The sequence below is a fragment of the Ruegeria sp. C6 genome, assembly GCF_056537625.1.
On sequence record NZ_JBQFRW010000001.1, the window covers coordinates 1,371,447 to 1,392,759 of the forward strand.

Sequence of the window (21,313 nt, forward strand, 5' to 3'; positions counted from 1 at the left end):
TGCTCTCAAGATGGGTGGTCGGGCCCGTACACGGCAAGGGGGAAACGTGCCTTTTTCTTTCCCTCGGCGAGTTCCTGCTCTAATCTCGGCGGGCAGACATCTAAGCGTTTGCATAAAAGCCGACAATTATGGTTCATCGCGATTATGAAACCCGCCTTTGCGCTGTCATTTTCTGAAAACGGCATTTCCTTGCATCATCAGTCGGATGGAGACTGGTACTGCATTGGAACCGTTCCATTAGATGCGTCAGATTTCGCGGACCAGATGCAGGCCCTTCGGGATCAGGGATTCGCGCTGGAAAATGACCTGAGTTGCAAGCTTGTTATTCCATCCGATCAGGTGCGCCTCTTGGTTGTCGACACCGATGGTTTGGACACCGATGCAGCGGCGAAAAAGGTCAAGGATACGTTGGCCGCAGCCACGCCCTATGAGCTATCAGAGCTGGCTTATGTCGCGGGCGACGTGGGGACTGAGACCCCGGTTGCCGCTGTGGCCCAGCAAACGCTGGACGAAGCCAGCGCATTTGCCACCGATCATGGCTTTATCCCCGAGGCATTCTGGGTCAGCGCAACCGGCAACGATGCTCTGGACGCGCCATTTCTGGAACTGCCGATCATTGTGGATGAGGACGCAGTGATTGCGGCCCCCAAACCCGTTGATACGCCGGACATACCGGTTCACGCCATCGCTGAAGATGCAGCCCCCCCTGCATTTGAGCCTGCTACCAAAGCACTGCCCTCGTCTGCCAAGACAGGAACGGATCTGAAACGCTTTGCAATTCCTGCGATCGCAGCGTCGGTTGTGGTTGGAATGTTGCTGGGTGTCTGGTCTTACAACAGCTCTGACCCCGAAATTGTCGAAGTGGCCGAACCGTTAGAGCCCGAGCTGCAGCCAGAGCCAGAAACTGCAACTGCAGAACCGCAGGCACAACCCGAACCTCAGGAAACCGAGATCGCAAGCCTCCCACAAGAACCTGAAGTGGCAGAGGAAGAACCGGTGCTCACCCCCACGGACGAGGCCATTCTCGAAGCACTGAAGATTGAACCGGAGCCGGTCGAAGACATCGCTGATCTGCCAGAGAGCAGAACCGAGTTTCGTGAGTTTACCGGCACCGCCCCCGTTGAACCTTCAGGCCTGGAGCCAGCGCCTGTGGCTGGCGTGGATAATCAATATCTCACATCGGTCGATCGCTCGGACCTGTCGACCGATTCCGTCGCACTACCCGAACTTGCCAGCCTCGACACAGATGCGTCTTTTGAGTCGATCTCTTTGCCAGGCCAAGCGGGGCAGCGGTTCAACCTGGATGAACGCGGACTTGTGACGCCAAGTGCCGAAGGCACGCTGAACCCGGCCGGTGTGATGGTTTATCTGGGTCGTCCCGCATCCGTGCCCCCCGAACCCCCAACCAGGTTCGAAACAGAACCCGTTGTCATAGAAGAGGTCGATGAGAGACTCGCGGCGTTTCGCCCACGGCCACGCCCGGAAAATCTGGTGGATCAATTCGAACGCCAGCAACTTGGCGGTCGATCCCGGCAAGAGCTGGCCTCGGTCCGGCCTAAGCTGCGGCCCGAGTCTCTGCAAACCCCTCCGCAGGTCGATGAAACCCCGACTGCGCTGGCTGTTGTACGGGTACCCCGTCCAAAAATCAGGCCTGCCAGCATCACGGCGCGCGCGACACGGCAACCTAGTTCTGGGAGTGCAGCGCTGGCCTCGACCGCAAATGTGGCCAGTAATGCCGATGAAGTTGGTTCGTTCCAGCCCAGAACGGTCAATCCCAAAATTCCGTCTTCCGCGTCAGTTGCGAGACAAGCAACCATCGACAACGCGATTAACCTGCGCAAGTTGAACCTAATCGGCGTGTACGGCACCCCGGCAAACCGCCGTGCTTTGGTCCGCCTGCCCAGCGGACGCTACAAAAAGCTGAAGGTGGGCGATCGCATCGACGGAGGTAATGTCATCGCCATCGGCGACAGCGAGTTGCGCTATCAGAAGCGCGGCAAGAACATCACGCTCAAGATGCCGCGCGGGTAAAGAAAAAGCGCCATGTCGGTCAGACACGGCGCTCGGTTGATTTCATTGATTCATGTTTAGGCTGCCGAGATTTCACCCGACTCGATCTGCTCGCGTTCGATCGATTCAAACAGGGCTTTGAAGTTGCCCTCACCAAACCCGTCATCCCCTTTACGCTGAATGAACTCAAAGAAGATCGGGCCAATGACTGTTTTCGAAAAGATCTGCAGCAGAATCTTGGTCTCACCGCCATCAACTACACCTTCGCCGTCGATCAGAATGCCGTGCTTCATCATCCGATGCTTGGGCTCATCATGGCCGGACACACGGTCGTAAGACATGTCATAATAGGCCTCGTTCGGACCGGGCATGAACTTCAGACCCTTCTCGGCAATGGCATCGGTCGAGGCGTAGATGTCGTCGCTGCCCACCGCGATATGCTGGATGCCTTCGCCGTTGTACTTCTTCAGGTAGGAGACGATCTGTCCGGTCTCGCCACGATCTTCATTGATCGGAATGCGGATGCGGCCACAAGGTGAAGTCAACGCGCGACTGTAAAGCCCGGTGAACTTACCTTGAATGTCGAAAAAGCGGATTTCACGGAAGTTGAACAGGTCGCCGTAGAATTTGAACCACTTGTCCATGTTGCCCTTGAATACGTTGTGGGTCAGGTGATCGAGATAGTAGAACCCATCGCCGCGCGGTTTTGACTGCTCCAGCCATTCAAATTCCTCATTGTAGGGCGAGGTGTCATAATACTGATCGATGAAGTAGATCAGCGAACCACCAATGCCCTTGATCGCCGGAACGTTCATGGTCTTGTCTGCGCCATCATAGGGCTCAGCCCCTTTGGCGATCGCGTGCTCATAAGCCTTCTGAGCATCAACAACGCGCCAGCCCATGGCAGGGGCGCAGGGGCCGTGCTCGGCCACGAATTTGGCTGCAAAACTATCAGGATCCGCGTTCAGAATGTAGGTTACATCACCCTGTTGCCAAAGCTCGACCTTGGGGGTGTCGCGGTGATAGCCGACATAGTCGAAGCCCATTCGCGCAAACAGGTCTCGCAGCTCTTGCGGCTCGGGGTGTGCGAATTCAACAAACTCAAACCCGTCGGTACCGGCTGGGTTTTCTTCGCTGATGACAGATTTCGGGGCGTTATGCGGGAAAGGACCCATGGCGCGTCTCCTCGGAAAACAGGAATTTCTTTGCTGATTCAAAAATACGCCTTAATGAGTGCTGTTTCTGCGCATTGTTTTCGTATAAACTAAGTTTAGATGCGTACTTTCCGCATATTGATTGCAAATCTTGAGGAAACGCCGCACGTGCTGGATCGGATTGATATCGGAATACTCGCAGCTTTGCAGCGCGACGCGCATCTGACGTCGCAGCAATTGGGTGATGTGCTGAATCTATCCGCCAGTCAGGCGGGCCGTCGCCGACAGCGCCTTGAGGCCGAGGGTTACATCACAGGGTACACCGCACGACTGGACCCGCTGAGGCTGGGGCTACAGGTTCAGGGGTTCATTCAGGTGCATCTGGGCACTCATGGTCCCGAACAATCCGCAGGCTTCGCCCGCATGGTCAACACCCGCCCCGAGATCACCAGCGCCTGGACGATGACAGGTGAGGCAGATTATCTGCTTCACGTCTATTGTGACGACTTATCCGCACTCAATACCTTGCTTCACGAAGTGATCCTGCCGCATCCTGCAGTTGCACGGGTGCAAAGCCAGATCGTAATGGACCAATTGAAACGCGACGCGCCGCTCCCGACCTGAGCGGATTTAAGAGGACAATAATGAACGAGTTCCTTTATCAGGCATCGATCTATCTGGCAGCTGCGGTGATCGCGGTGCCGCTTTCCGCCCGTCTGGGTCTGGGATCGGTGCTTGGTTACCTAGCTGCGGGCATCGCCATTGGCCCAATTTTGGGCCTTGTCGGGGCCGAGACGGAAAGCCTGCAGCATGTGGCCGAATTCGGCGTCGTGATGATGCTGTTCCTGATCGGGCTCGAGCTTGAGCCCCGTGCCTTGTGGGATATGCGGGACAAATTGTTAGGCTTGGGCGGGCTGCAGGTCGGCCTGTCGACCGCAGCAATCGCAGCTGTGGCGTTCTATGCGGGTCATCAATGGTCGGTGGCGCTGGCGGTTGGATTGACCTTGTCGCTTTCTTCCACTGCAATCGTGCTGCAGACCCTGTCCGAAAAGGGCCTGATGCAAACCAACGGAGGTCGAGCGACCTTCTCGGTCCTGCTGACGCAGGACATTGCCGTAATCCCGATCCTAGCTTTCCTGCCGCTGCTTGCCCTGCCCGCAAGCATCCACATCGAAGATGACGGCTCCATCAGCCGTGGCGTAGGCATAGCCAAAGACGCGGATTATCACGCCAAACTCTCGCTGGTCGAAGGTCTGCCCGGCTGGGCCGTTACACTTGTCACCATTGGCGCCGTCGCGTTTGTCGTATTGGCCGGCATCTACCTGACCCGCCCACTGTTCCGTTTCATCCACGCCACCCACCTGCGCGAAATGTATACGGCACTGGCGCTAATGATCGTGGTCGGCATCTCGTTCCTGATGACCCTTGTGGGCCTGTCGCCCGCTCTTGGCGCGTTTCTGGCCGGAGTGGTTCTGGCCAGTTCGGAGTTCCGACACGAAATGGAAAGCGACCTTGAGCCGTTCAAGGGGCTGTTGCTGGGCCTGTTCTTCATCACTGTGGGCGCTGGGATCGATATCGGGTATTTCTTCGCCGACCCGTTTGACCTGATCGGTTTGGCCTTGCTGGTCATACTGGCCAAGGGGATCATCCTGTTCATCGTCGGGCGCGCCTTCAAGCTGCGCGGGCGCGATCACTGGCTGTTCACGCTGGGTTTGGCCCAGGCCGGTGAGTTCGGCTTTGTCTTGTTGGCGTTTTCTACGCAGCAGAACGTGATTCCGCCGGGCTTGTCGCAAAAACTGTTGATGATCATCGCGCTGACCATGTTGATCACACCGCTTCTGTTTATCGTCTACGACGTACTTTCGCGCTTTCTCGGCGAGAGCAATCCGCAGGTTGAACCCGATCAGATCGACGAAAAAGGCCCTGTCATCATCGCCGGGATCGGTCGCTTTGGGCAGATCGTCAACCGGCTGGTACAGGCAAGCGGGTTTAAAACAGTTGTTCTGGACCACGATATCGAAACGATCCAGCTGATGCGACGGTTCGGAGTCAAAGGCTTCCTTGGCGACCCGACTCGCCCCGAATTGCTGCGCGCTGCTGGAATCGAAAAGGCAGCGGTCCTTGTCGCGGCCATGGATGACTACAAACAGGTCACACGTCTCGTCGGATATGCCCGCCGCCAGCGGCCCGATCTGCACATCATCGCCCGCGCCCGCGACCGCAACCATGTCTATGAACTGTATCAGGCCGGGGCCAACGACATTGTCCGCGAGATGTTCGACGGATCGCTACGCGCGGGCCGCTATGTTTTGGAGAATATCGGCCTCAGTGAATACGAGGCCGCACAGGCCGAGCAGACCTTCTATCACCACGACCGGGGATCGGTGCGCGAGCTTGCAGAACTGTGGATCCCCGGCATGCCGACAGCCGAAAACAAGAAATACATCGAGCGTGCGCGGCAACTGGAAAAAGATCTGGAAACCGCGCTGCTGGAACTGGCCGAGGAACACGCCAAGAAGTCGGCTTAACCGTCCGACACACCCGCTTCAGCGAATGTCGCCATGCCGGAATGGCAAGCAACCGCGCTTTTCAGAATGTTGATCGCCAACGCCCCGCCCGAGCCCTCGCCCAAGCGCAGGCCGAGGGTCAGTAATGGCTCCTTGCTGAGCTTGCCCAGCATCGCGGCATGCGCGCCCTCGGCGCTTTGGTGGCCCGCGATGGTGTGATCAAGCGCTGTTTCCGAAATCTGCGCCAGACAGGCTGCAGCTGCGGTGCAGATGAATCCATCCAGAATGACCGGTATCCGCAATACGCGCGCGGCGGCTATCGCACCAGCCATAGCCGCAATCTCGCGTCCGCCGAGACACCTTAGAATATGAAGTCCATCGCCCTGACCATGCAGAGCGACGCCTTCCGCAACAACCCGGGTTTTGTTCGCCAGACCTGCATCATCCACACCGGTCCCGCGGCCGGTCCAGTCGGCAGAATCCCCGCCAAACAACGCGCAAGCGATGGCGGCAGCCGGCGTGGTATTTCCGATCCCCATCTCTCCAACAACCAGCAGATCGGCCTGCGGATCAACCGCCTGCCATCCTGTGCGCAGTGCGCTTAGCAATTCCTCTTCGCTCATCGCGGGGGCTTGGGTAAAATCTGCGGTCGGACGGTCCAGCTCCAGCGCGTGCACGTCCATCTTCGCGCCCGCAGCCTTTGCCAACTGGTTGATCGCCGCGCCGCCATGTTCGAAATTCATGACCATCTGCACCGTCACTTCGGGCGGGAACGCCGAGACACCTTGAGCAGTTACGCCATGGTTGCCAGCAAACACGATGACCTGCGGCGCATCGATCCGAGGCCGCGCATCCCCGCGCCAACCTGCATACCAGATCGCCAGATCCTCAAGCCGCCCCAACGCGCCGGGCGGTTTGGTTAGTTGACCGTTGCGCTCTTCCGCGCCCTGCTTGGCAGCGGGGTCCGGACCGGGTGCGCCGGTCAGCGCATTGCGGAAACTGTTCAAGTCATTGAGTTCGGGCAGCATGGAAAGCCTCGTTGCATCAGAGTGGTTGTGTGTGTTTAACCAATGCTGGCAAAGCAACAAGACCCGGAAAGGCCTGGGAGTGACCAAAAACGACACCGCCCCGTTTTCCCTGTGGGATATCCCGCTGGCTCTGGTCCTTTTGACGCGCCTGCCCCTGCCACCCCTGCCCGATCAAGCGTTCACCCGCCAGTCGCGTGCGGCTTGGGCCTATCCCCTTGCCGGGCTTGTTGTGGGGGCGCTGGCTTGCGGCGTCGCCTGGATTGCAATCTGGGCGCAGCTGCCAACCCTTGCCACCGCCGCCCTGCTGGTCGCCACGTTGATCATCGCAACCGGAGCGATGCACGAAGACGGGCTAGCCGATACGGCCGACGGGCTTTGGGGCGGCTTCACAACCGAACGTCGACTGGAGATCATGAAGGACAGCCATATCGGCACTTACGGCGTACTGGCCCTGTTGCTGGGCCAACTGCTTCGAATTGCTGCTGTCATGGCACTGATCGGTGCGGGTCTGTTGACGGGCATATTGGCCGCCTGCCTGTTCTCACGCGCCATGATGCCCGTGCTGATGCGCGCGCTACCCAACGCTCGCAAATCGGGGCTGAGCCATTCGGTTGGTGCGCCCCCCTTGTCTGCGGTGCTGGCCGGTATCGTGTTGGCTATCGTCCTGTCGCTATTGCTGCTGGGTGGATCAGCCATCACGCCGATGCTCTGCGCCCTGCTTGCAGCGGCTTTTGTCGCTCGCATCGCCAAGACCAAGATCGGTGGCCAAACCGGTGATATTCTGGGGGCCACGCAGCAGGTCTCGGAAATCATCTTCCTCCTGGCGCTAACAGCCTCAATCTAAGACGCCCCACCGGTTTCAATGCGCAGCGTCGCGCCACAGTGTTTGCAATGCACAGCATCCGGATCGTGCCGGAACAGGCCGCAGCTTGGGCATTTGTAGCGCACTTTCTGCGGCATGAAGATCGCCTGCGCCAGACGGACAAACAACGCCACGCCCACAACCATGATGAAAACGGAAAACAGCTTTCCAGCTGGTGTGCCCAGCGTGATATCTCCGAACCCCGTTGTCGTCAGGGTCGCCATAGTGAAATAAAGCGCGTCGATATAGGGGGTCTGCGCATCTTCGGGGACGAAAAAGACCAGTACTGCAGTCGAGGTTGCAAAAACAAAGACCATCAGATTGATCGCCGCAATCACCGCGTCTTCGTGGGTTCGAAAGAAAGGACTATCTCGGCGCAAATCCCGCAGCAGATGATAGGAATGGATCAGCCGCAATGCGCGCAATATCCGCAAGAACGCGAGATTGCCGGTCAGGAACGGGTCAAGCAGCAGCGACACGATCACAACGATGTCTGCCATCGTGTAAATCTGGCGCAGTAGTTTCCAGCGGTCTTTGGAAATCCACATCCGCGCGCAGAAATCCATTAGGATGATCAGCCCGACACCCAAACTTGCCGCCGTCAGCCCAGGCCCATGCGGGATATTCGCCGTGGAGACAAAAAAGATGATCGAGGCGATATCGAACAGGATCAGCCCATAGCGAAACCAGACCGAGACCGGCTCGTGGCTGATGTAGAGAAACTTGACAGTTTGCTTCATCATGTCCCCGTATCTTCCTGCAGTTACAGAAAAATACCCGACACACACCACAAGACCAAGCGCCTAGTCGCGAAAAAGGGCCGCCCCGGATATCGGGACGACCCTTAAATTGGCTTGAACGCGATCAGGCTGCGCGTGAGGTCAGAACCTCATCGACCTGTTTGGCAGCCGAAATCTCATCGGCGCCAGAAACTGCGGCCACTTCGCGTGTCAGACGTTCCAGCGCGGCTTCGTACAGCTGACGTTCGGAATAACTCTGCTCGCGCTGGTCGTCGGTGCGGTGCAGGTCGCGGACCACTTCGGCGATCGAGATCAGGTCACCCGAGTTGATCTTTTGCTCGTATTCCTGCGCCCGGCGCGACCACATGGCACGCTTGACCTTGGCTTTGCCCTTCAGCGTCTTCATTGCCTGGCTGATCACATCCGGTGAGCTGAGCGACCGAAGCCCCGATTCAGTGACCTTGTTGGTTGGTACCCGCAGGGTCATTTTGTCTTTTTCAAAAGAAATCACGAACAGCTCAAGCGAGAAGCCTGCAACTTCCTGCTCTTCGATTGATACGATCTGACCTACGCCATGAGCCGGGTAGACGACATAATCGTTCGGGCGGAACTCAAGCTTTTTCGATTTCGACATTCATATTCATCCTTCATTACTGATCCGGATATGAGACGACAAAAGCACCACAGCCGAGGCCCTGCATGGCCCCGTCAGGCGGCTTATTTGTCATAAATTCAGAACTCCAAAGCGAGCATACTTACGGAGCACATCCCAATCACAGTCATCATTCGGTCCTAAGTATATCACAAATTTGCGACACTCAAAAGACCGCGCCAAGGTAAATGGGAAATTCCCTTTCTACCTCAACTAATTAATGCACAGATTGATGCCAAATGAACGGTAACCGGCTGCCGAATCGGTCAACCGCCCTCGCCTGGGGCTTCCGAGAAATATTTCTCCATCTTGCCTTCTTCGCCGTCGCGTTCCTCGGCCTCAGGCAAGGGGTCTTTTTTGGTCACGATCACCGGCCACATTTCCGAGTATTTCCGGTTGAACTCGACCCACTGCTCCATCCCCGGCTCGGTGTCCGGGCGGATGGCGTCGGCGGGGCATTCGGGTTCGCAGACACCGCAGTCAATGCATTCGTCGGGGTGAATGACCAATGTGTTTTCACCTTCGTAGAAACAATCCACCGGACAAACCTCGACACAGTCGGTGTATTTGCAGCCAATGCAGTTTTCGGTGACAACGTAGGTCATGTTGGATTTCCCGTTTGCGCTTTGGCGACTAGCTAATCCAGTCTGACCGCCGCTTCAAGGTCAGATCACCCCTTTGGGATGCGAGAAAGATCAAGCGCGCGTCTTTCTTTCTTGGTTGGACGACCTTTTCCCTCAAACGTAGGATTCTTGGGCGATACGTCCTGCTTTTCGGTCATATCGAAGTACAAAGCTTGCGCCTCGGGGGCCGGGCCGCGACGCACGCCAAGCGCTTCGATACGTACAACCCGAACAATACGCCCCTGCGGAAAGGTCAGGACATCTCCGGGTGCCACGGCTTGCGCCGGTTTCAGCACCCGATTTCCGTTCAGACGCACATGGCCGCCGCTGACCTGTTTGGCGGCCAGGCTACGGGTCTTGAAGAACCGCGCCTGCCACAACCATTTGTCGATCCGCAGCTTGGCCTCGGCCATCGCGGATCAGTTGCCGTCCTTCAGACCCATCAACGCTGCCGCAAATGGGTTATCGGGATCGATTGCCTTTTCCTTTTTGGGTGGCCGTGACGAGAAGGTCTTGGCGCCCTGAGGCTTGCCCCCCTTCTTGCCATGCGGCTTGCCCTGAGGTTTACCACGCGGCTTGCCCTTGCCCTGCCCCTGCTCGCGACGCGGACCACGGTTTTGCTGACGTTGGCGCCCCCAAGTGAAGGTGTAGAACACCTCAATTTCGGGCTCATCCGATTTGGACTCTGCTGATTTCTCAGTGGCCGGAGCCTCTGCTGCCGCCTCGGTGCTTTCGGAGGCTTCGGCTACCGCCTCGGCGGTTATACCGACGTCATCCGCTTCGGCATTTGCGGTCGGTGTCTCATCGACGACGGGTTGTTCCTCGGCTTCCGCCACAGGCTGCTCCGTGGGGACCGGCTTGGCCTTCTCACGTTCGCCGCGTTCGGCCTTGTAACCCAGTCCCTGCATCAGGTCTGCAAACTGTTCCAAGGTCATGCCGGTAATTGACAACATGTCGGGTTTGGCTTCGAACCCACCGCGGCTATCCTCGGACCGCAGCATGTCGGCCAGCCGTTCCAGCATATCGATCCGGATTGAGCGTTCGCCCGCATCGCGGTAGCCGCACATGGTGTCGTAGCCCTGCGGCGCGTCCTTGGCGACCGGAACGGTAACCAGACCCGGAGGTGGTGCTTCGGGGAACTCCTGCAAGCCGCCGGACAATGCCCATAGTACCAGACGCAGGCGCGTTGGCGCGGGTTTCAGCAGCAGCGGCATGAAGATGGTGAATTGACCGAACCGGATGCCATGTTTACGCAGCGCACCACGGGCGTCCTGATCCAGATCCTTGACCTCTTGCGCAACCTGCACACGGGGCAGCACGCCCAACGACTCGACCATACGGAAGGCAAAGCCCTTCGCCAGGCCCGTCAATTCTTCATCCCGCGACAGGTTCAGAAGCGGTTCGAACAGGGCTGCCACTTTGCGGTCGATGAAATGCTGCAGGCGGCGCTGAACCTTCTGTTCCACGTCCGGCCCGGCGGCCTCATCGACAAAAACCTCGACCACAGGCTTGAGAGGCTCGGCACCGGCAACAAGTTTGCCCACGGCATACTCGCCCCACATCAGGCCACCCTGATCGGTGAAATCAATTTCGGTATCGGGCGCATTGTAGAAGCGATCGGCACGCAGATGGAATTGCGGCGCGAGTGCTTGCAGAGAGGCTGACTTCAAGGCTTTCGCTTCAGTCCCCTGCGCGCTTTTGTCCGGGGTAAACCGGAACCCTTCCAGACGACCGACGAATTCACCTTCGACGGTCACTTCACCCTTGTCATTTACTTCGGCCAAAAGGGCCTCCTTCTGTTTGAGCCGGCGCAGCAACACTGACGTGCGCCGGTCCACAAATCGCTGAGTCAAACGGTCGTGAAGAGCGTCCGACAGCCTGTCTTCTACAGTGCGCGTTTCCTCGCGCCAATGGGATTCGTCACGCACCCAACCGTTTCGTTGCGCAACATATGTCCAAGTGCGAATATATGCCAACCTTTTGGACAATGCATCAATGTCGCCATGGGTTTGGTCGATACGGCGGATTTGCCGCGCCATGAAATCATCGGGGATACTTCCGCGCTCATGCAGATGGCCATAGATCACCTCAAGCAGGCTGGCATGTTCGGCATGGCTGATGCCGCGAAAATCGGGGATTCTGCACACATCCCATAGCAAACGGATCGACGGTCCATCGCTGGCACGGGCAACGACTTCGGTGACTTGGGACAGAGATTTCATGACGTTCAGATCGTCAGCTGGCCGCGCTTTGATCAGGTGCTCATTGTCTGGGCTGACCTCAAGCGAGTCGATTAGTGCGTCGATTGAGCCGAACCGCAAAGCGGCATTCCGCCAATTCAACTTTTTCATAGGCGTGAACCGGCTGTCCATAATGGCTTGGGCTACGCCCTCATCCAGCGGCGGAGCCTCGCCCGTCACACCAAACGTGCCATCCGACATTCCGCGCCCGGCCCGTCCTGCGATCTGGGCCAACTCGTTGGGGGCCAGAGGCCGCATTCGGCGGCCATCAAACTTGGTCAGAGATGAGAACGCCACATGGTTCACATCCAGGTTCAACCCCATACCGATGGCATCCGTAGCCACCAGATAATCAACCTCACCGTTTTGATAGAGGTCAACCTGCGCATTCCGCGTGCGAGGGCTGAGCGCCCCCATGACGACCGCCGCCCCGCCCTTTTGGCGACGAAGCAGCTCGGCGATGGCATAGACATTGTCGACCGAGAATCCGACGATCGCACTGCGCGCAGGCATTCGGCTGATCTTTTTCGAACCGGAATAGACCAGCTGAGACATCCGTTCACGCCGGATGAACTGCGCTTCGGGCACAAGGGCCGCGATGGGGCCGCGCATTGTGTCAGAGCCGAGAAACAGCGTTTCATTGGTGCCGCGCGACCGCAACAGGCGATCAGTAAAGACATGGCCGCGTTCGGGATCCACGCAAAGCTGAATTTCGTCAATCGCCACAAAATCAGTGCCCATGCCTTCTGGCATCGCCTCAACTGTACAGACCCAGTATTGCGTGCGCGGCGGTACGATCCGTTCCTCGCCTGTCACCAGCGCCACAACAGACGGACCGCGAATAGCGACAATCTTGTCATAGACCTCGCGCGCGAGCAGCCGCAGCGGCAGACCGATGACACCGGTCCGGTACCCCAGCATACGTTCAATCGCGTAGTGAGTTTTACCTGTGTTCGTCGGGCCAAGTACGGCCACGATTCGGGATGACCCGCTCACCTTTGCCCCCTGCGCCCTGAGACTTACAGCGCCTTGCCTTCAACCTGAGGCTTCAGCCGATTCACGGCATTGGTTACTTCTTCATGATGGGGATGTATAGCCAGCGCACGTGAATAGGCCTCAAGTGCTTGTTCTGGCTTGCCCACGATCTCAAAGATGAGGCCAAGGCCGTAGATAGCGTCGTAGTTGTTCGGATTCAGCGTCAATGCCTGTTCAAGATCCGCCGCAGCCATGCCAAACCTGTCAATGCCGAAGAAAACCGAAGCGCGCACATGCCAACCCTCGGCAAATTCGGGTGCGTGATCGGTAAGCGCCGTCAAATGATCAAGCGCGGCCTCGACATCCCCGTCATCCAGCGCTTCGCGTCCGCGTTCCAACAGCAAATCCGCTGAAGCCGAACCTGATTGTGACCACAGCGCCTGCAATTGCCGATCCAATCCGATGGCCTGTTCGGGCGTCGATTGTGCCAGTTGCTGCAACAGTGATGCCTCGTCCCGCGAATCCGCCTGCTGCGCGATGCAACTGGTGGAAAACGTGACTATGACGGCAAGTGCCGCGACGGTACGTTTGAGATTGGTGATTGCAATACCCATAACAATGGTCAGTGTAGCGTAGCGACCGGGGATGTCCATTCACGGCGCATGAACAATATGAGGAAGACCATGAGCGATATTCTGGAAAAAGCCGCGGCGGCATTGAATGAGAAACTGTCGGGCGGCGATTTCGATGCGTCAGCCAAATTTGCCATTGCCGATCTGGGTTCTATCATTCTGGATGCAAGCGGTGCGCGGGTAAGCGACGAAGATGCTGATGTGACCCTCAGCGCCGATGCGGACACCTTTGAACAGATCCTCAGCGGTGACCTGAACCCAACCGGTGCGTTCATGTCCGGCAAGCTGAGCGTTGACGGAGACATGGGTATTGCCATGAAACTCGCCTCGGTGCTGGCCTGATGGAGTTTTCGCCGGCCCCCTTATTCGAAGACGTGGCCGGCGGCCCTGCCGATGGTGCGGCGCATTGGCTGATCACCGAAGATGGCAAACGTATCCGCGTGGCACATTGGCTGCCCGACGGCGATGCGCACGGCACGGTGATGCTTTTCCCCGGTCGCACGGAATACATCGAAAAATATGGTGATACCGCCAAGGAATTTGTGAACCGGGGCTTTGCAAGTCTCGCGGTCGATTGGCGCGGGCAAGGGCTTGCAGATCGCCTGCTGGATGATCCGCGGATCGGTCATGTCGAACAATTCACCGATTACCAGCACGACGTTCGCTCAATACTGAAACTGGCCGAACAACTGGAGTTGCCCAAGCCCTGGTACGTCATAGGCCATTCCATGGGCGGAGCTATCGGGCTTCGCGCCGTTTTGGAGGGGGCTGATTTTGCGGCCTGCGCCTTTACGGGCCCGATGTGGGGGATTTTCTTTACACCAATCATGAAGCCACTCAGCCAGCTAACTGCCTATTGGGGGCCACGCTTGGGCTTGGGCGAGAAAACCCCGCCCACCACCACGCTAGAGAGCTATGTGGCCTCACAGCCCTTCGAAGGAAACGTGCTGACACGCGATCCGGCGATGTACCGAATGATGCAGGATCAGTTGGCCGCACACCCTGAACTTGCTTTGGGCGCACCGTCTACCATCTGGCTGCGCGAGGCGCTGGATGAATGCACCTGGCTGGTGGAACAGGCCGCGCCCGAGATCCCTGCCCTGACCTTCTTGGGTAGCCATGAACAGATCGTGGACCGCAAGGCCATTCGGGCACGTATGGCCAACTGGCCTAGCGGTACTCTGGTCGAGATTCCCAACGGCGAACACGAAGTTCTGATGGAGGCACCCGAGGTGCGCGGGCCGGTCTTTGATCAACTTGCTGCACATTTCGCGGCAGCCGCGGCGAAACCAAAACCCGAGCCCTGTCATTAAGGTTTGACCAGACAGCTTGCTTGTGATCCGGACGTGCCGCGCCTAAATGTTTGCCAACGCAGTTTATTCGAGGTGTTCCATGCGCGACCTTCCCTTTCCCGTCCGTGATGCAAATGCAGGCGGCGGTGCCGATGATCTGGGCAATTTGCCGGAATGGGATCTGACGGACCTCTATGCCTCGGAAGATGCACCCGAACTGGCCCGCGATCTGGACTGGCTGGAAGGCGAATGTGCGTCCTTTGCCACAGATTATGAGGGTAAGCTGGCCGAATTGGACGCAGCTGGCCTGCTGACCTGCGTGCTGCGCAACGAAAAGATCAACGCCATCGCCGGGCGGATCATGTCCTTTGCCGGATTGCGCTATTACCAACTGACCACTAACGCGGATCGCGCCAAGTTCCTGTCGGACATGCAGGAGAGGATCACCGTCTTCACGACGCCTCTGGTGTTCTTCACACTGGAACTGAATCGCATCGACGATGACGCGCTGGCTGCGCATTTCGCCGCCAATGCTGATCTGGCCCGGTATGAGCCCGTGTTCCGCCGTATCCGCGCGATGAAGCCTTATCAACTATCCGACGAGCTTGAGAAATTTCTGCACGACCTCGGCGTTGTCGGTGACGCGTGGGAACGCCTGTTCGACGAAACAATCGCGGGTCTGACCTTCACCGTCGATGGTGAAGAGCTGAATATCGAAGGTACGCTGAACCTGCTGACCGAGCAGGATCGCGCCAAGCGTGAAGCCGCAGCGCGCGAACTCGCCAACGTTTTCCAAAGCAACATCAAAACCTTCGCGCGCGTTCATAACACGCAGGCCAAAGAAAAAGAGATCGTTGATCGCTGGCGCAAAATGCCATCTGCCCAGACCGGTCGTCACCTGTCGAACGATGTCGAGCCCGAAGTGGTCGAAGCCCTGCGCGAAGCCGTTGTGGCCGCCTACCCCAAGCTGAGCCATCGTTACTACGAACTGAAACGCAAATGGCTTGGTCTGGACGTGATGCAAGTGTGGGACCGTAATGCTCCGTTGCCGATGGAGGACACTCGCATCGTCGATTGGTTCGAGGCCGAGAAGACGGTGATGGACGCCTATAACGCGTTTGATCCTCGGATGGGTGAGATCGCAGCTCCCTTCTTCTCGAAGGGTTGGATCGATGCGGCCGTGAAGCCCGGCAAAGCGCCTGGCGCCTTTGCGCATCCCACCGTGACCGAAGTTCATCCCTACGTGATGCTCAACTATCTGGGCAAACCGCGCGATGTGATGACCTTGGCGCATGAATTGGGCCACGGCGTGCATCAGGTATTGGCCGCCGATCAGGGCGAGATGCTTTCATCGACCCCGCTGACCTTGGCCGAAACTGCTTCGGTCTTTGGTGAAATGCTGACCTTCCGCAAAATGCTGGATCAGGCCGAGACAGCGGAACAGCGAAAGGTGCTTCTGGCCGGTAAGGTCGAGGACATGATCAACACAGTCGTCCGCCAGATCGCCTTCTATGACTTTGAATGCAAACTGCACGCCGCCCGTCGTGAGGGCGAGCTGACACCAGACGACATCAACGCCCTTTGGATGAGCGTTCAGGCTGAAAGCCTTGGCCCCGCATTCGAATTCATGGACGGGTACAAGACCTTCTGGGCCTATATCCCGCACTTCGTCCACTCACCGTTCTACGTCTATGCCTATGCGTTTGGCGACGGCTTGGTGAACGCGCTCTATTCGGTTTACGAAAGCGGTGCGGACGGGTTCGAGGACAAGTATTTCGAAATGCTGCGGGCTGGTGGCTCCAAGCACCACAAAGAGCTTCTGGCCCCGTTCGGACTGGACGCCAGCGACCCTGAGTTCTGGGACAAAGGCCTGTCGATGATCTCGGGCTTTATTGACGAACTGGAAGCGATGGAAAGCTAAAGTTGAAAGGCAGCCTGTATGGCTGCCTCATTTCTCTTTGGCTGATTTCATCGTCGTCACGAAAATGGCCGTGACAATCAATACCGCGCCAACAATCGAAAGCGGTGTGATCGTTGCGCCCAGAAACAGTGCCGAGTTGACAAAGGTAAACACAACCGAGGCGGCGAATAGCAACGTCGCCGTCAATGTCGACACGCGGGCGGCGGCCTCGTACCAAAGATAATAGGCAAGCGCGGTCGGCAAAACGCCCAGAAGGATCAAGAAGATCACGTCGTTTGCGGTCGGCATCTGAATAGAAAAAGCCGCCAGTGGCACCAGCAAAACACCCGAGCACAAAAAGATGCCAAACAGGAAGTTCAACCTTTCGGCAGTGGTCTCAGATGACTGCATCGCGCGGCTGCTGGAAATCAGGAACACCGCCCAGCTAAGTCCCGCCCCGATTTCCATCAGATCGCCCAGCAGGGGTTCTCCCCCGCCTTGAAAATCCCGATAGACGGTCAGAAACACACCGAGGATCGCCAGCAAGGTCGCCAATACATCAGTCCGGCCAACGGTGGTATCCGCGAAGAAATACAGGAATATCAACACAAAGAACGGCGCGGTATTCTCAAGCACCATCGCATTCGCGGCACCTGTATGCTCCAGGCCGATATGGAACAAAATATAGTTCACCACCGTCGACAACACCGCCAGTCGGAAGTTCCAATCCCTGTACTGGATTGAAACCCGTGCACCCATCACCCGCAACATGCAGTAAATCGCAAAAGCAGCAATGAACAGGCGCGACACGGCAATCTGTAACCCGCCGAGATCACTAGTCAAATATCGCACGATAACGCTGTGCGTGCCCCATAGAAACGCGGCTAGGAACCCAAGAACCAACCCGTTTTGCAGTACTGATCTCTGCGGCTGATCCTTCACCGGGTGCTCCTCGCGTTATTTTAACTGACTGTCTTTCGAACCCCGCCGATTGATCCCGCCGCGGGATTTGAAGCTGCTGTCACGCTCTTGCTGACAGTCCAGGCACAGCTTTACGCCGGGCAGAGCAAGGCGGCGTTTTTCGGGGATCGGTTCTTCGCATTCAGCACAATGTGTCAGGCTTTCGCCCACAGGTCGCTTTTGCGCCTGCATCCGCGCCAGCTCATCGGAAATCGAAGCTTCGATCTGTTCACTCACCGCGCCATCGCGCGCCCAGCCGCCCGCCATTTAGCCCTCCTGATCCGGTCGGGACAGGATACGCGAGACACCACAGGGGTGGCAAGCTAGAGCGAAACGGCGGCGTCAAAGACCTGATCGATAACCTCTTGTGTGCCCCTCACGAATTCCAACGAACAGGGATATTCAACCCCTTCGCGAACCGATTGGCAGAACGCTTCGACCTGCAATTGATAGTGGTTGTCCGCAGGAAACCGGGGCACCAGAACCTCAAGGCCCGGTCGGTGCAGTTCAACCCGCGCCTCGCCGAACACACGGGCATTGAACGGAGCAGTCAGACGGATCATGCCACCTTCTCCGTGAAACACCATTTCCTGATGTGGATGCATGCGTGTTGAGACGTAGGCGGAATAGGTAAATTCGGGAAACTGCGCGCGTATTTCGGTGAAGACATCCACGTCATTTTCCCACCGGATCGCACCGCTGACCAAGACCGGCTCTTGCCCAGTCGCAAACCGAGCGCTGCCGATAACATACACCCCGATGTCACGCAGCCCGCCCCCACCGGTTTCCGCACGGTTGCGGATGTTGCCCGTGTCCGCCCGGTTGTCATAGCTGAACGCCCCGGTGACATGGACCAGCCGGCCGATCGCTCCGTCCGCGATCAGTTTACGGGTCAGATGCCACTGAGGGTGATGCACGATCATATATGCTTCGGCAGCCAGCAAACCCGTCTGGTCCCTCTTTGCGATCAGCGCGTCAAACTCATCGGCCCGCATGGTCATCGGCTTTTCGCACAGCACATGCTTGCCAGCATCCAGCGCCTTCAGGCTCCATTCGACGTGAAGATGGTTGGGCAGCGGGATGTACACCGCCTCAATCTCAGGATCGGCTAGCAATGCCTCATAGCTGTTGTAGACATTCAAATCAGGGCAATATCTGGCAAAGGGCTCGGCCTTGGCCGGATCCGAGGTCGCCAACCCCGCCAGCCGCGCGCCCTCTGCCGCATGGATGGCGGGCGCCATGTGTTGTCGTGCGAATCTGGCTGCACCCAGAACACCCCAATTGACCGGTTTATGCATTTGCGCCCCCTAAAAATTGATGTAACCCGCTCACGGCGAGCTCAATGTAATTCAGTTCCTGATCTGTCTATCAACCACCTGCCAATAAGTCAGTCCTATCTCTATCTATTTGAAAATCATACGCCTCAATAAATTTTTTGATGAGATTAAAAGACCCCGATAACCTTATACTTTATATCGATAATCTAAAATCGATCAGCGTCAAACCTGCCCTCGCAAATCAGTATTGTTGATCCAGTCTGATACTGCCGCCGTAGCTCAAACATCGACTGAATCATGCTCGGATGGTGCTCTGGCAGCATCCGGAGCAACGGCAAACAGGGTGGGAGGCTTACTGAAATGCCAGCAACACATACGATTACAGGAACAGTGCTAAAAAGCGGTGATCCCGGAACGTTTGACAGCGACAATCAGGATTTCGACATTCTCCGCGAAGCGGTGATTGCAGCCGGGCTGGCGGAAACGCTGGACAATCCTGAGGCAGAACTGACCGTCTTTGCCCCAAATGACGCCGCCTTTATTGCTCTGGCACAAACACTTGGGTATCAAGGCGATGACGAGGCTGGAGCATTGGGCCACATCATCAAGGCGCTCACCCTGCTTGGCGGCGGAGACCCTATCCCTTTGCTAACCAACATTTTGAAGTATCACGTGGTCGATGGTGAGTTCGACAGCACCACAGTGGTCGGTCTAGGCGACGGGGCTGAAATCCAAACTCTGCTTGGGTCGTCAGTCGAACTGAACCTTGAAAGCGATCCTCCCAGCCTGGGCGATGCCGATCCGGGCATCGACGATCCCGGCTTGATCGCGTTCGACGTGGATGCGTCAAACGGTATCATTCACGTACTTGACGGCGTACTTCTACCCGTCTCGGTGTCGGGCATTCTGGGCAAAAAGAACACGGACTTTATCCTGGGTGACAGCAGCGATGAATTCATCTTTACCGGACGCGGCAAAGACTTTGTTCACGGTGATGGTGGCAATGACGTGATCAACACCGGCTCGGGCAATGATGTGGCGCTTGGCGGTGCCGGGAACGACATAATCTTCGGGGGGCGCGGAAAGGATATTCTGCGTGGCGATGAAGGCCATGACAAAATCTTCGGAGGTCGTGGGAAAGACATCATCGACGGCGGCGAAGGCAATGACAAACTCTTTGGTGGGCGCGGTAAGGATACGTTTGTATTCGATGAAGGCGACGGTCACGACTGGATTGTCGATTTCCGCGTCGGCAAGGACAAGATCGACCTGTCCGAATACGATGGCATCAACAGCTTTGAGGACATCGAAGACGATATCGACGGTAAGTTCTTCGGGACCAAGATCGAGTTGGACGACGGAGACAGCATCTATCTGTCAGGCGTCTGGGCAAGCCACCTGTCCGAGTCCGATTTCATTTTCGCATAACAAAAAAATCAGCCCGCTCATATGGCGGGCTGATATCAGTCTGGGGTCAGTTTGAACCCAGCATACCTTTTTCGCGCGCAAGCTCTCGCATCTTCTTTTGCAGCTTCTCGAACGCGCGCACTTCGATCTGACGAATACGTTCACGGCTGACATTGTACTGCGTGCTCAGCTCTTCCAGCGTAACAGCCTGGTCCATCAGACGGCGCTGAGTCAGGATGTCTTTCTCGCGGTCATTCAGAACATCCAGCGCAGCAGCGAGCAATTCGCGCCGGGCTTCCAATTCATCGCGCGCTTCGTAGTCGCCAGCCTGATCGGCATCTTCATCTTCCAGCCAATCCTGCCACTGCATGGTGCCTTCGCCTTCGGACCCCACGGTCGCGTTCAGCGAAGCATCGCCACCGGACATCCGACGGTTCATGCTGATCACTTCTTCCTCGGTCACTCCGAGGTCTTCTGCAATCTTGGCCACGTTTTCAGGACGCAGATCACCCTCTTCCAGCGCGCCAATGCGTGCCTTTGCTTTACGCAGGTTGAAGAACAGCTTTTTCTGCGCCGATGTTGTACCCAGTTTCACCATCGACCACGACCGAAGGACGTATTCCTGGATCGAAGCGCGGATCCACCACATGGCATAGGTCGCCAGCCGGAAGCCTTTTTCGGGGTCAAACTTCTTGACCGCCTGCATCAGGCCCACATTGGCCTCGGAAATCACCTCGGCTTGCGGAAGACCATAGCCGCGGTATCCCATGGCGATCTTGGCTGCCAGACGCAGATGCGACGTGACCATTTTATGCGCGGCCTCGGTATCCTGTTCCTCGACCCAACGCTTGGCCAGCATATATTCCTCTTCTGGCTCCAGCAGAGGAAACTTGCGAATCTCTTGCATATAGCGGTTCAGTCCCCCTTCAGGAGACGGCGCCGGAAGATTTGAGTAATTTGCCATTTATTTCTGCCCCTTGGACAAATGTTTAAGCCCTTAACATGGGATATGGGTACCCGACCCGGAACATTCAAGAGGATCTAATAACAGTCT

Annotated in this window: 20 protein-coding genes; 8 read left to right on the plus strand and 12 right to left on the minus strand. The window is 57.3% G+C overall.

The window, feature by feature from the left end; translation table 11 throughout:
• Nucleotides 1-144 precede the first annotated feature (144 nt).
• Nucleotides 145-2,031, plus strand: coding sequence for a hypothetical protein (locus ACR0MJ_RS06795; protein ID WP_170735252.1), 1,887 nt, complete (start codon nt 145-147; stop codon nt 2,029-2,031).
• A gap of 56 nt (nt 2,032-2,087) precedes the next feature.
• On the opposite strand, the gene hppD is transcribed toward ACR0MJ_RS06795, so the two are convergent.
• Complete coding sequence (gene hppD / locus ACR0MJ_RS06800; RefSeq protein ID WP_170563182.1) at nt 2,088-3,185, minus strand: 4-hydroxyphenylpyruvate dioxygenase; 1,098 nt, start codon at nt 3,183-3,185, stop codon at nt 2,088-2,090.
• A gap of 147 nt (nt 3,186-3,332) precedes the next feature.
• On the opposite strand from hppD, the gene ACR0MJ_RS06805 reads away from it, so the two are divergent.
• Both ACR0MJ_RS06805 and ACR0MJ_RS06810 read left to right on the plus strand, forming a co-directional pair.
• A complete protein-coding gene (locus tag ACR0MJ_RS06805) occupies nt 3,333-3,788 on the plus strand; it encodes an Lrp/AsnC family transcriptional regulator (protein ID WP_170405101.1) in 456 nt (151 codons plus the stop codon).
• A gap of 20 nt (nt 3,789-3,808) precedes the next feature.
• Nucleotides 3,809-5,692, plus strand: coding sequence for a monovalent cation:proton antiporter-2 (CPA2) family protein (locus ACR0MJ_RS06810; protein ID WP_170393396.1), 1,884 nt, complete (start codon nt 3,809-3,811; stop codon nt 5,690-5,692).
• Here ACR0MJ_RS06810 and cobT read toward each other — a convergent pair.
• Complete coding sequence (cobT, locus tag ACR0MJ_RS06815; RefSeq protein ID WP_480760067.1) at nt 5,689-6,699, minus strand: nicotinate-nucleotide--dimethylbenzimidazole phosphoribosyltransferase; 1,011 nt, start codon at nt 6,697-6,699, stop codon at nt 5,689-5,691. The two genes, ACR0MJ_RS06810 and cobT, sit on opposite strands and share 4 nt — an antisense overlap.
• A gap of 79 nt (nt 6,700-6,778) precedes the next feature.
• Here cobT and cobS point away from each other — a divergent pair, with 79 nt between their 5' ends.
• Nucleotides 6,779-7,543 carry an adenosylcobinamide-GDP ribazoletransferase gene (gene cobS / locus ACR0MJ_RS06820; RefSeq protein WP_480760071.1) on the plus strand — a complete coding sequence of 255 codons (765 nt, stop codon included), beginning with the start codon at nt 6,779-6,781 and terminating at the stop codon, nt 7,541-7,543.
• Here cobS and ACR0MJ_RS06825 read toward each other — a convergent pair.
• From ACR0MJ_RS06825 to ACR0MJ_RS06850, 6 genes are all read right to left on the minus strand, one after another.
• Nucleotides 7,540-8,301: an ion channel gene (locus tag ACR0MJ_RS06825; protein WP_170406404.1), complete on the minus strand. Its 762-nt coding sequence runs from the start codon at nt 8,299-8,301 to the stop codon at nt 7,540-7,542. The genes cobS and ACR0MJ_RS06825 overlap by 4 nt on opposite strands.
• 124 nt (nt 8,302-8,425) lie before the next feature.
• Nucleotides 8,426-8,935: a CarD family transcriptional regulator gene (locus tag ACR0MJ_RS06830; RefSeq protein WP_010439402.1), complete on the minus strand. Its 510-nt coding sequence runs from the start codon at nt 8,933-8,935 to the stop codon at nt 8,426-8,428.
• Between the two features lie 284 nt (nt 8,936-9,219).
• Nucleotides 9,220-9,558: a ferredoxin FdxA gene (fdxA, locus tag ACR0MJ_RS06835; RefSeq protein ID WP_010439399.1), complete on the minus strand. Its 339-nt coding sequence runs from the start codon at nt 9,556-9,558 to the stop codon at nt 9,220-9,222.
• A gap of 65 nt (nt 9,559-9,623) precedes the next feature.
• On the minus strand, nt 9,624-9,989 hold the full coding sequence (locus ACR0MJ_RS06840; protein ID WP_480561700.1) for an RNA-binding S4 domain-containing protein: 366 nt from the start codon (nt 9,987-9,989) through the stop codon (nt 9,624-9,626).
• A gap of 6 nt (nt 9,990-9,995) precedes the next feature.
• Entirely contained in the window at nt 9,996-12,812 is a 2,817-nt protein-coding gene (locus ACR0MJ_RS06845; protein WP_480760074.1) for a helicase-related protein, read from the minus strand.
• Nucleotides 12,813-12,835: 23 nt separating this feature from the next.
• Nucleotides 12,836-13,444 carry a tetratricopeptide repeat protein gene (locus ACR0MJ_RS06850; RefSeq protein WP_170405089.1) on the minus strand — a complete coding sequence of 203 codons (609 nt, stop codon included), beginning with the start codon at nt 13,442-13,444 and terminating at the stop codon, nt 12,836-12,838.
• A gap of 30 nt (nt 13,445-13,474) precedes the next feature.
• On the opposite strand from ACR0MJ_RS06850, the gene ACR0MJ_RS06855 reads away from it, so the two are divergent.
• The 3 genes from ACR0MJ_RS06855 (at nt 13,475) to ACR0MJ_RS06865 (ending at nt 16,636) form a co-directional block, all read left to right on the plus strand.
• On the plus strand, nt 13,475-13,765 hold the full coding sequence (locus tag ACR0MJ_RS06855; RefSeq protein ID WP_170393409.1) for an SCP2 sterol-binding domain-containing protein: 291 nt from the start codon (nt 13,475-13,477) through the stop codon (nt 13,763-13,765).
• Entirely contained in the window at nt 13,765-14,736 is a 972-nt protein-coding gene (locus ACR0MJ_RS06860; RefSeq protein WP_170405086.1) for an alpha/beta hydrolase, read from the plus strand. Before ACR0MJ_RS06855 ends, ACR0MJ_RS06860 begins: the two co-directional genes overlap by 1 nt.
• 79 nt (nt 14,737-14,815) lie before the next feature.
• On the plus strand, nt 14,816-16,636 hold the full coding sequence (locus ACR0MJ_RS06865; RefSeq protein WP_480760078.1) for a M3 family oligoendopeptidase: 1,821 nt from the start codon (nt 14,816-14,818) through the stop codon (nt 16,634-16,636).
• A 27-nt stretch (nt 16,637-16,663) separates the two neighbouring features.
• Here ACR0MJ_RS06865 and ACR0MJ_RS06870 read toward each other — a convergent pair whose 3' ends face one another.
• Genes ACR0MJ_RS06870 through ACR0MJ_RS06880 form a run of 3 tightly spaced genes read right to left on the minus strand, consistent with a single transcriptional unit; the run spans nt 16,664 to nt 18,873 of the window.
• A complete protein-coding gene (locus tag ACR0MJ_RS06870) occupies nt 16,664-17,557 on the minus strand; it encodes a DMT family transporter (protein WP_170393415.1) in 894 nt (297 codons plus the stop codon).
• A 15-nt stretch (nt 17,558-17,572) separates the two neighbouring features.
• A complete protein-coding gene (locus ACR0MJ_RS06875; RefSeq protein WP_170393417.1) occupies nt 17,573-17,842 on the minus strand; it encodes a DksA/TraR family C4-type zinc finger protein in 270 nt (89 codons plus the stop codon).
• A gap of 56 nt (nt 17,843-17,898) precedes the next feature.
• Nucleotides 17,899-18,873, minus strand: a complete 975-nt coding sequence (locus tag ACR0MJ_RS06880; RefSeq protein WP_480760080.1) for a Gfo/Idh/MocA family protein — start codon at nt 18,871-18,873, stop codon at nt 17,899-17,901.
• A gap of 339 nt (nt 18,874-19,212) precedes the next feature.
• On the opposite strand from ACR0MJ_RS06880, the gene ACR0MJ_RS06885 reads away from it, so the two are divergent.
• On the plus strand, nt 19,213-20,280 hold the full coding sequence (locus ACR0MJ_RS06885; RefSeq protein ID WP_170735260.1) for a fasciclin domain-containing protein: 1,068 nt from the start codon (nt 19,213-19,215) through the stop codon (nt 20,278-20,280).
• Between the two features lie 46 nt (nt 20,281-20,326).
• Here ACR0MJ_RS06885 and rpoH read toward each other — a convergent pair whose 3' ends face one another.
• Nucleotides 20,327-21,223, minus strand: a complete 897-nt coding sequence (gene rpoH, locus ACR0MJ_RS06890; RefSeq protein WP_170682988.1) for an RNA polymerase sigma factor RpoH — start codon at nt 21,221-21,223, stop codon at nt 20,327-20,329.
• Nucleotides 21,224-21,313 lie beyond the last annotated feature (90 nt).

Excerpts from the sequence above, each read along its gene's own strand:
- ACR0MJ_RS06795 (WP_170735252.1), top strand. The coding sequence starts at position 145 with ATGAAACCCGCCTTTGCGCTGTCATTTTCTGAAAACGGCATTTCCTTG.
- hppD (WP_170563182.1), bottom strand. The coding sequence starts at position 3,185 with ATGGGTCCTTTCCCGCATAACGCCCCGAAATCTGTCATCAGCGAAGAA.
- ACR0MJ_RS06810 (WP_170393396.1), top strand. The coding sequence starts at position 3,809 with ATGAACGAGTTCCTTTATCAGGCATCGATCTATCTGGCAGCTGCGGTG.
- cobT (WP_480760067.1), bottom strand. The coding sequence starts at position 6,699 with ATGCTGCCCGAACTCAATGACTTGAACAGTTTCCGCAATGCGCTGACC.
- ACR0MJ_RS06825 (WP_170406404.1), bottom strand. The coding sequence starts at position 8,301 with ATGAAGCAAACTGTCAAGTTTCTCTACATCAGCCACGAGCCGGTCTCG.
- ACR0MJ_RS06830 (WP_010439402.1), bottom strand. The coding sequence starts at position 8,935 with ATGTCGAAATCGAAAAAGCTTGAGTTCCGCCCGAACGATTATGTCGTC.
- fdxA (WP_010439399.1), bottom strand. The coding sequence starts at position 9,558 with ATGACCTACGTTGTCACCGAAAACTGCATTGGCTGCAAATACACCGAC.
- ACR0MJ_RS06840 (WP_480561700.1), bottom strand. The coding sequence starts at position 9,989 with ATGGCCGAGGCCAAGCTGCGGATCGACAAATGGTTGTGGCAGGCGCGG.
- ACR0MJ_RS06850 (WP_170405089.1), bottom strand. The coding sequence starts at position 13,444 with ATGGACATCCCCGGTCGCTACGCTACACTGACCATTGTTATGGGTATT.
- ACR0MJ_RS06855 (WP_170393409.1), top strand. The coding sequence starts at position 13,475 with ATGAGCGATATTCTGGAAAAAGCCGCGGCGGCATTGAATGAGAAACTG.
- ACR0MJ_RS06860 (WP_170405086.1), top strand. The coding sequence starts at position 13,765 with ATGGAGTTTTCGCCGGCCCCCTTATTCGAAGACGTGGCCGGCGGCCCT.
- ACR0MJ_RS06865 (WP_480760078.1), top strand. The coding sequence starts at position 14,816 with ATGCGCGACCTTCCCTTTCCCGTCCGTGATGCAAATGCAGGCGGCGGT.
- ACR0MJ_RS06875 (WP_170393417.1), bottom strand. The coding sequence starts at position 17,842 with ATGGCGGGCGGCTGGGCGCGCGATGGCGCGGTGAGTGAACAGATCGAA.
- ACR0MJ_RS06880 (WP_480760080.1), bottom strand. The coding sequence starts at position 18,873 with ATGCATAAACCGGTCAATTGGGGTGTTCTGGGTGCAGCCAGATTCGCA.
- ACR0MJ_RS06885 (WP_170735260.1), top strand. The coding sequence starts at position 19,213 with ATGCCAGCAACACATACGATTACAGGAACAGTGCTAAAAAGCGGTGAT.
- rpoH (WP_170682988.1), bottom strand. The coding sequence starts at position 21,223 with ATGGCAAATTACTCAAATCTTCCGGCGCCGTCTCCTGAAGGGGGACTG.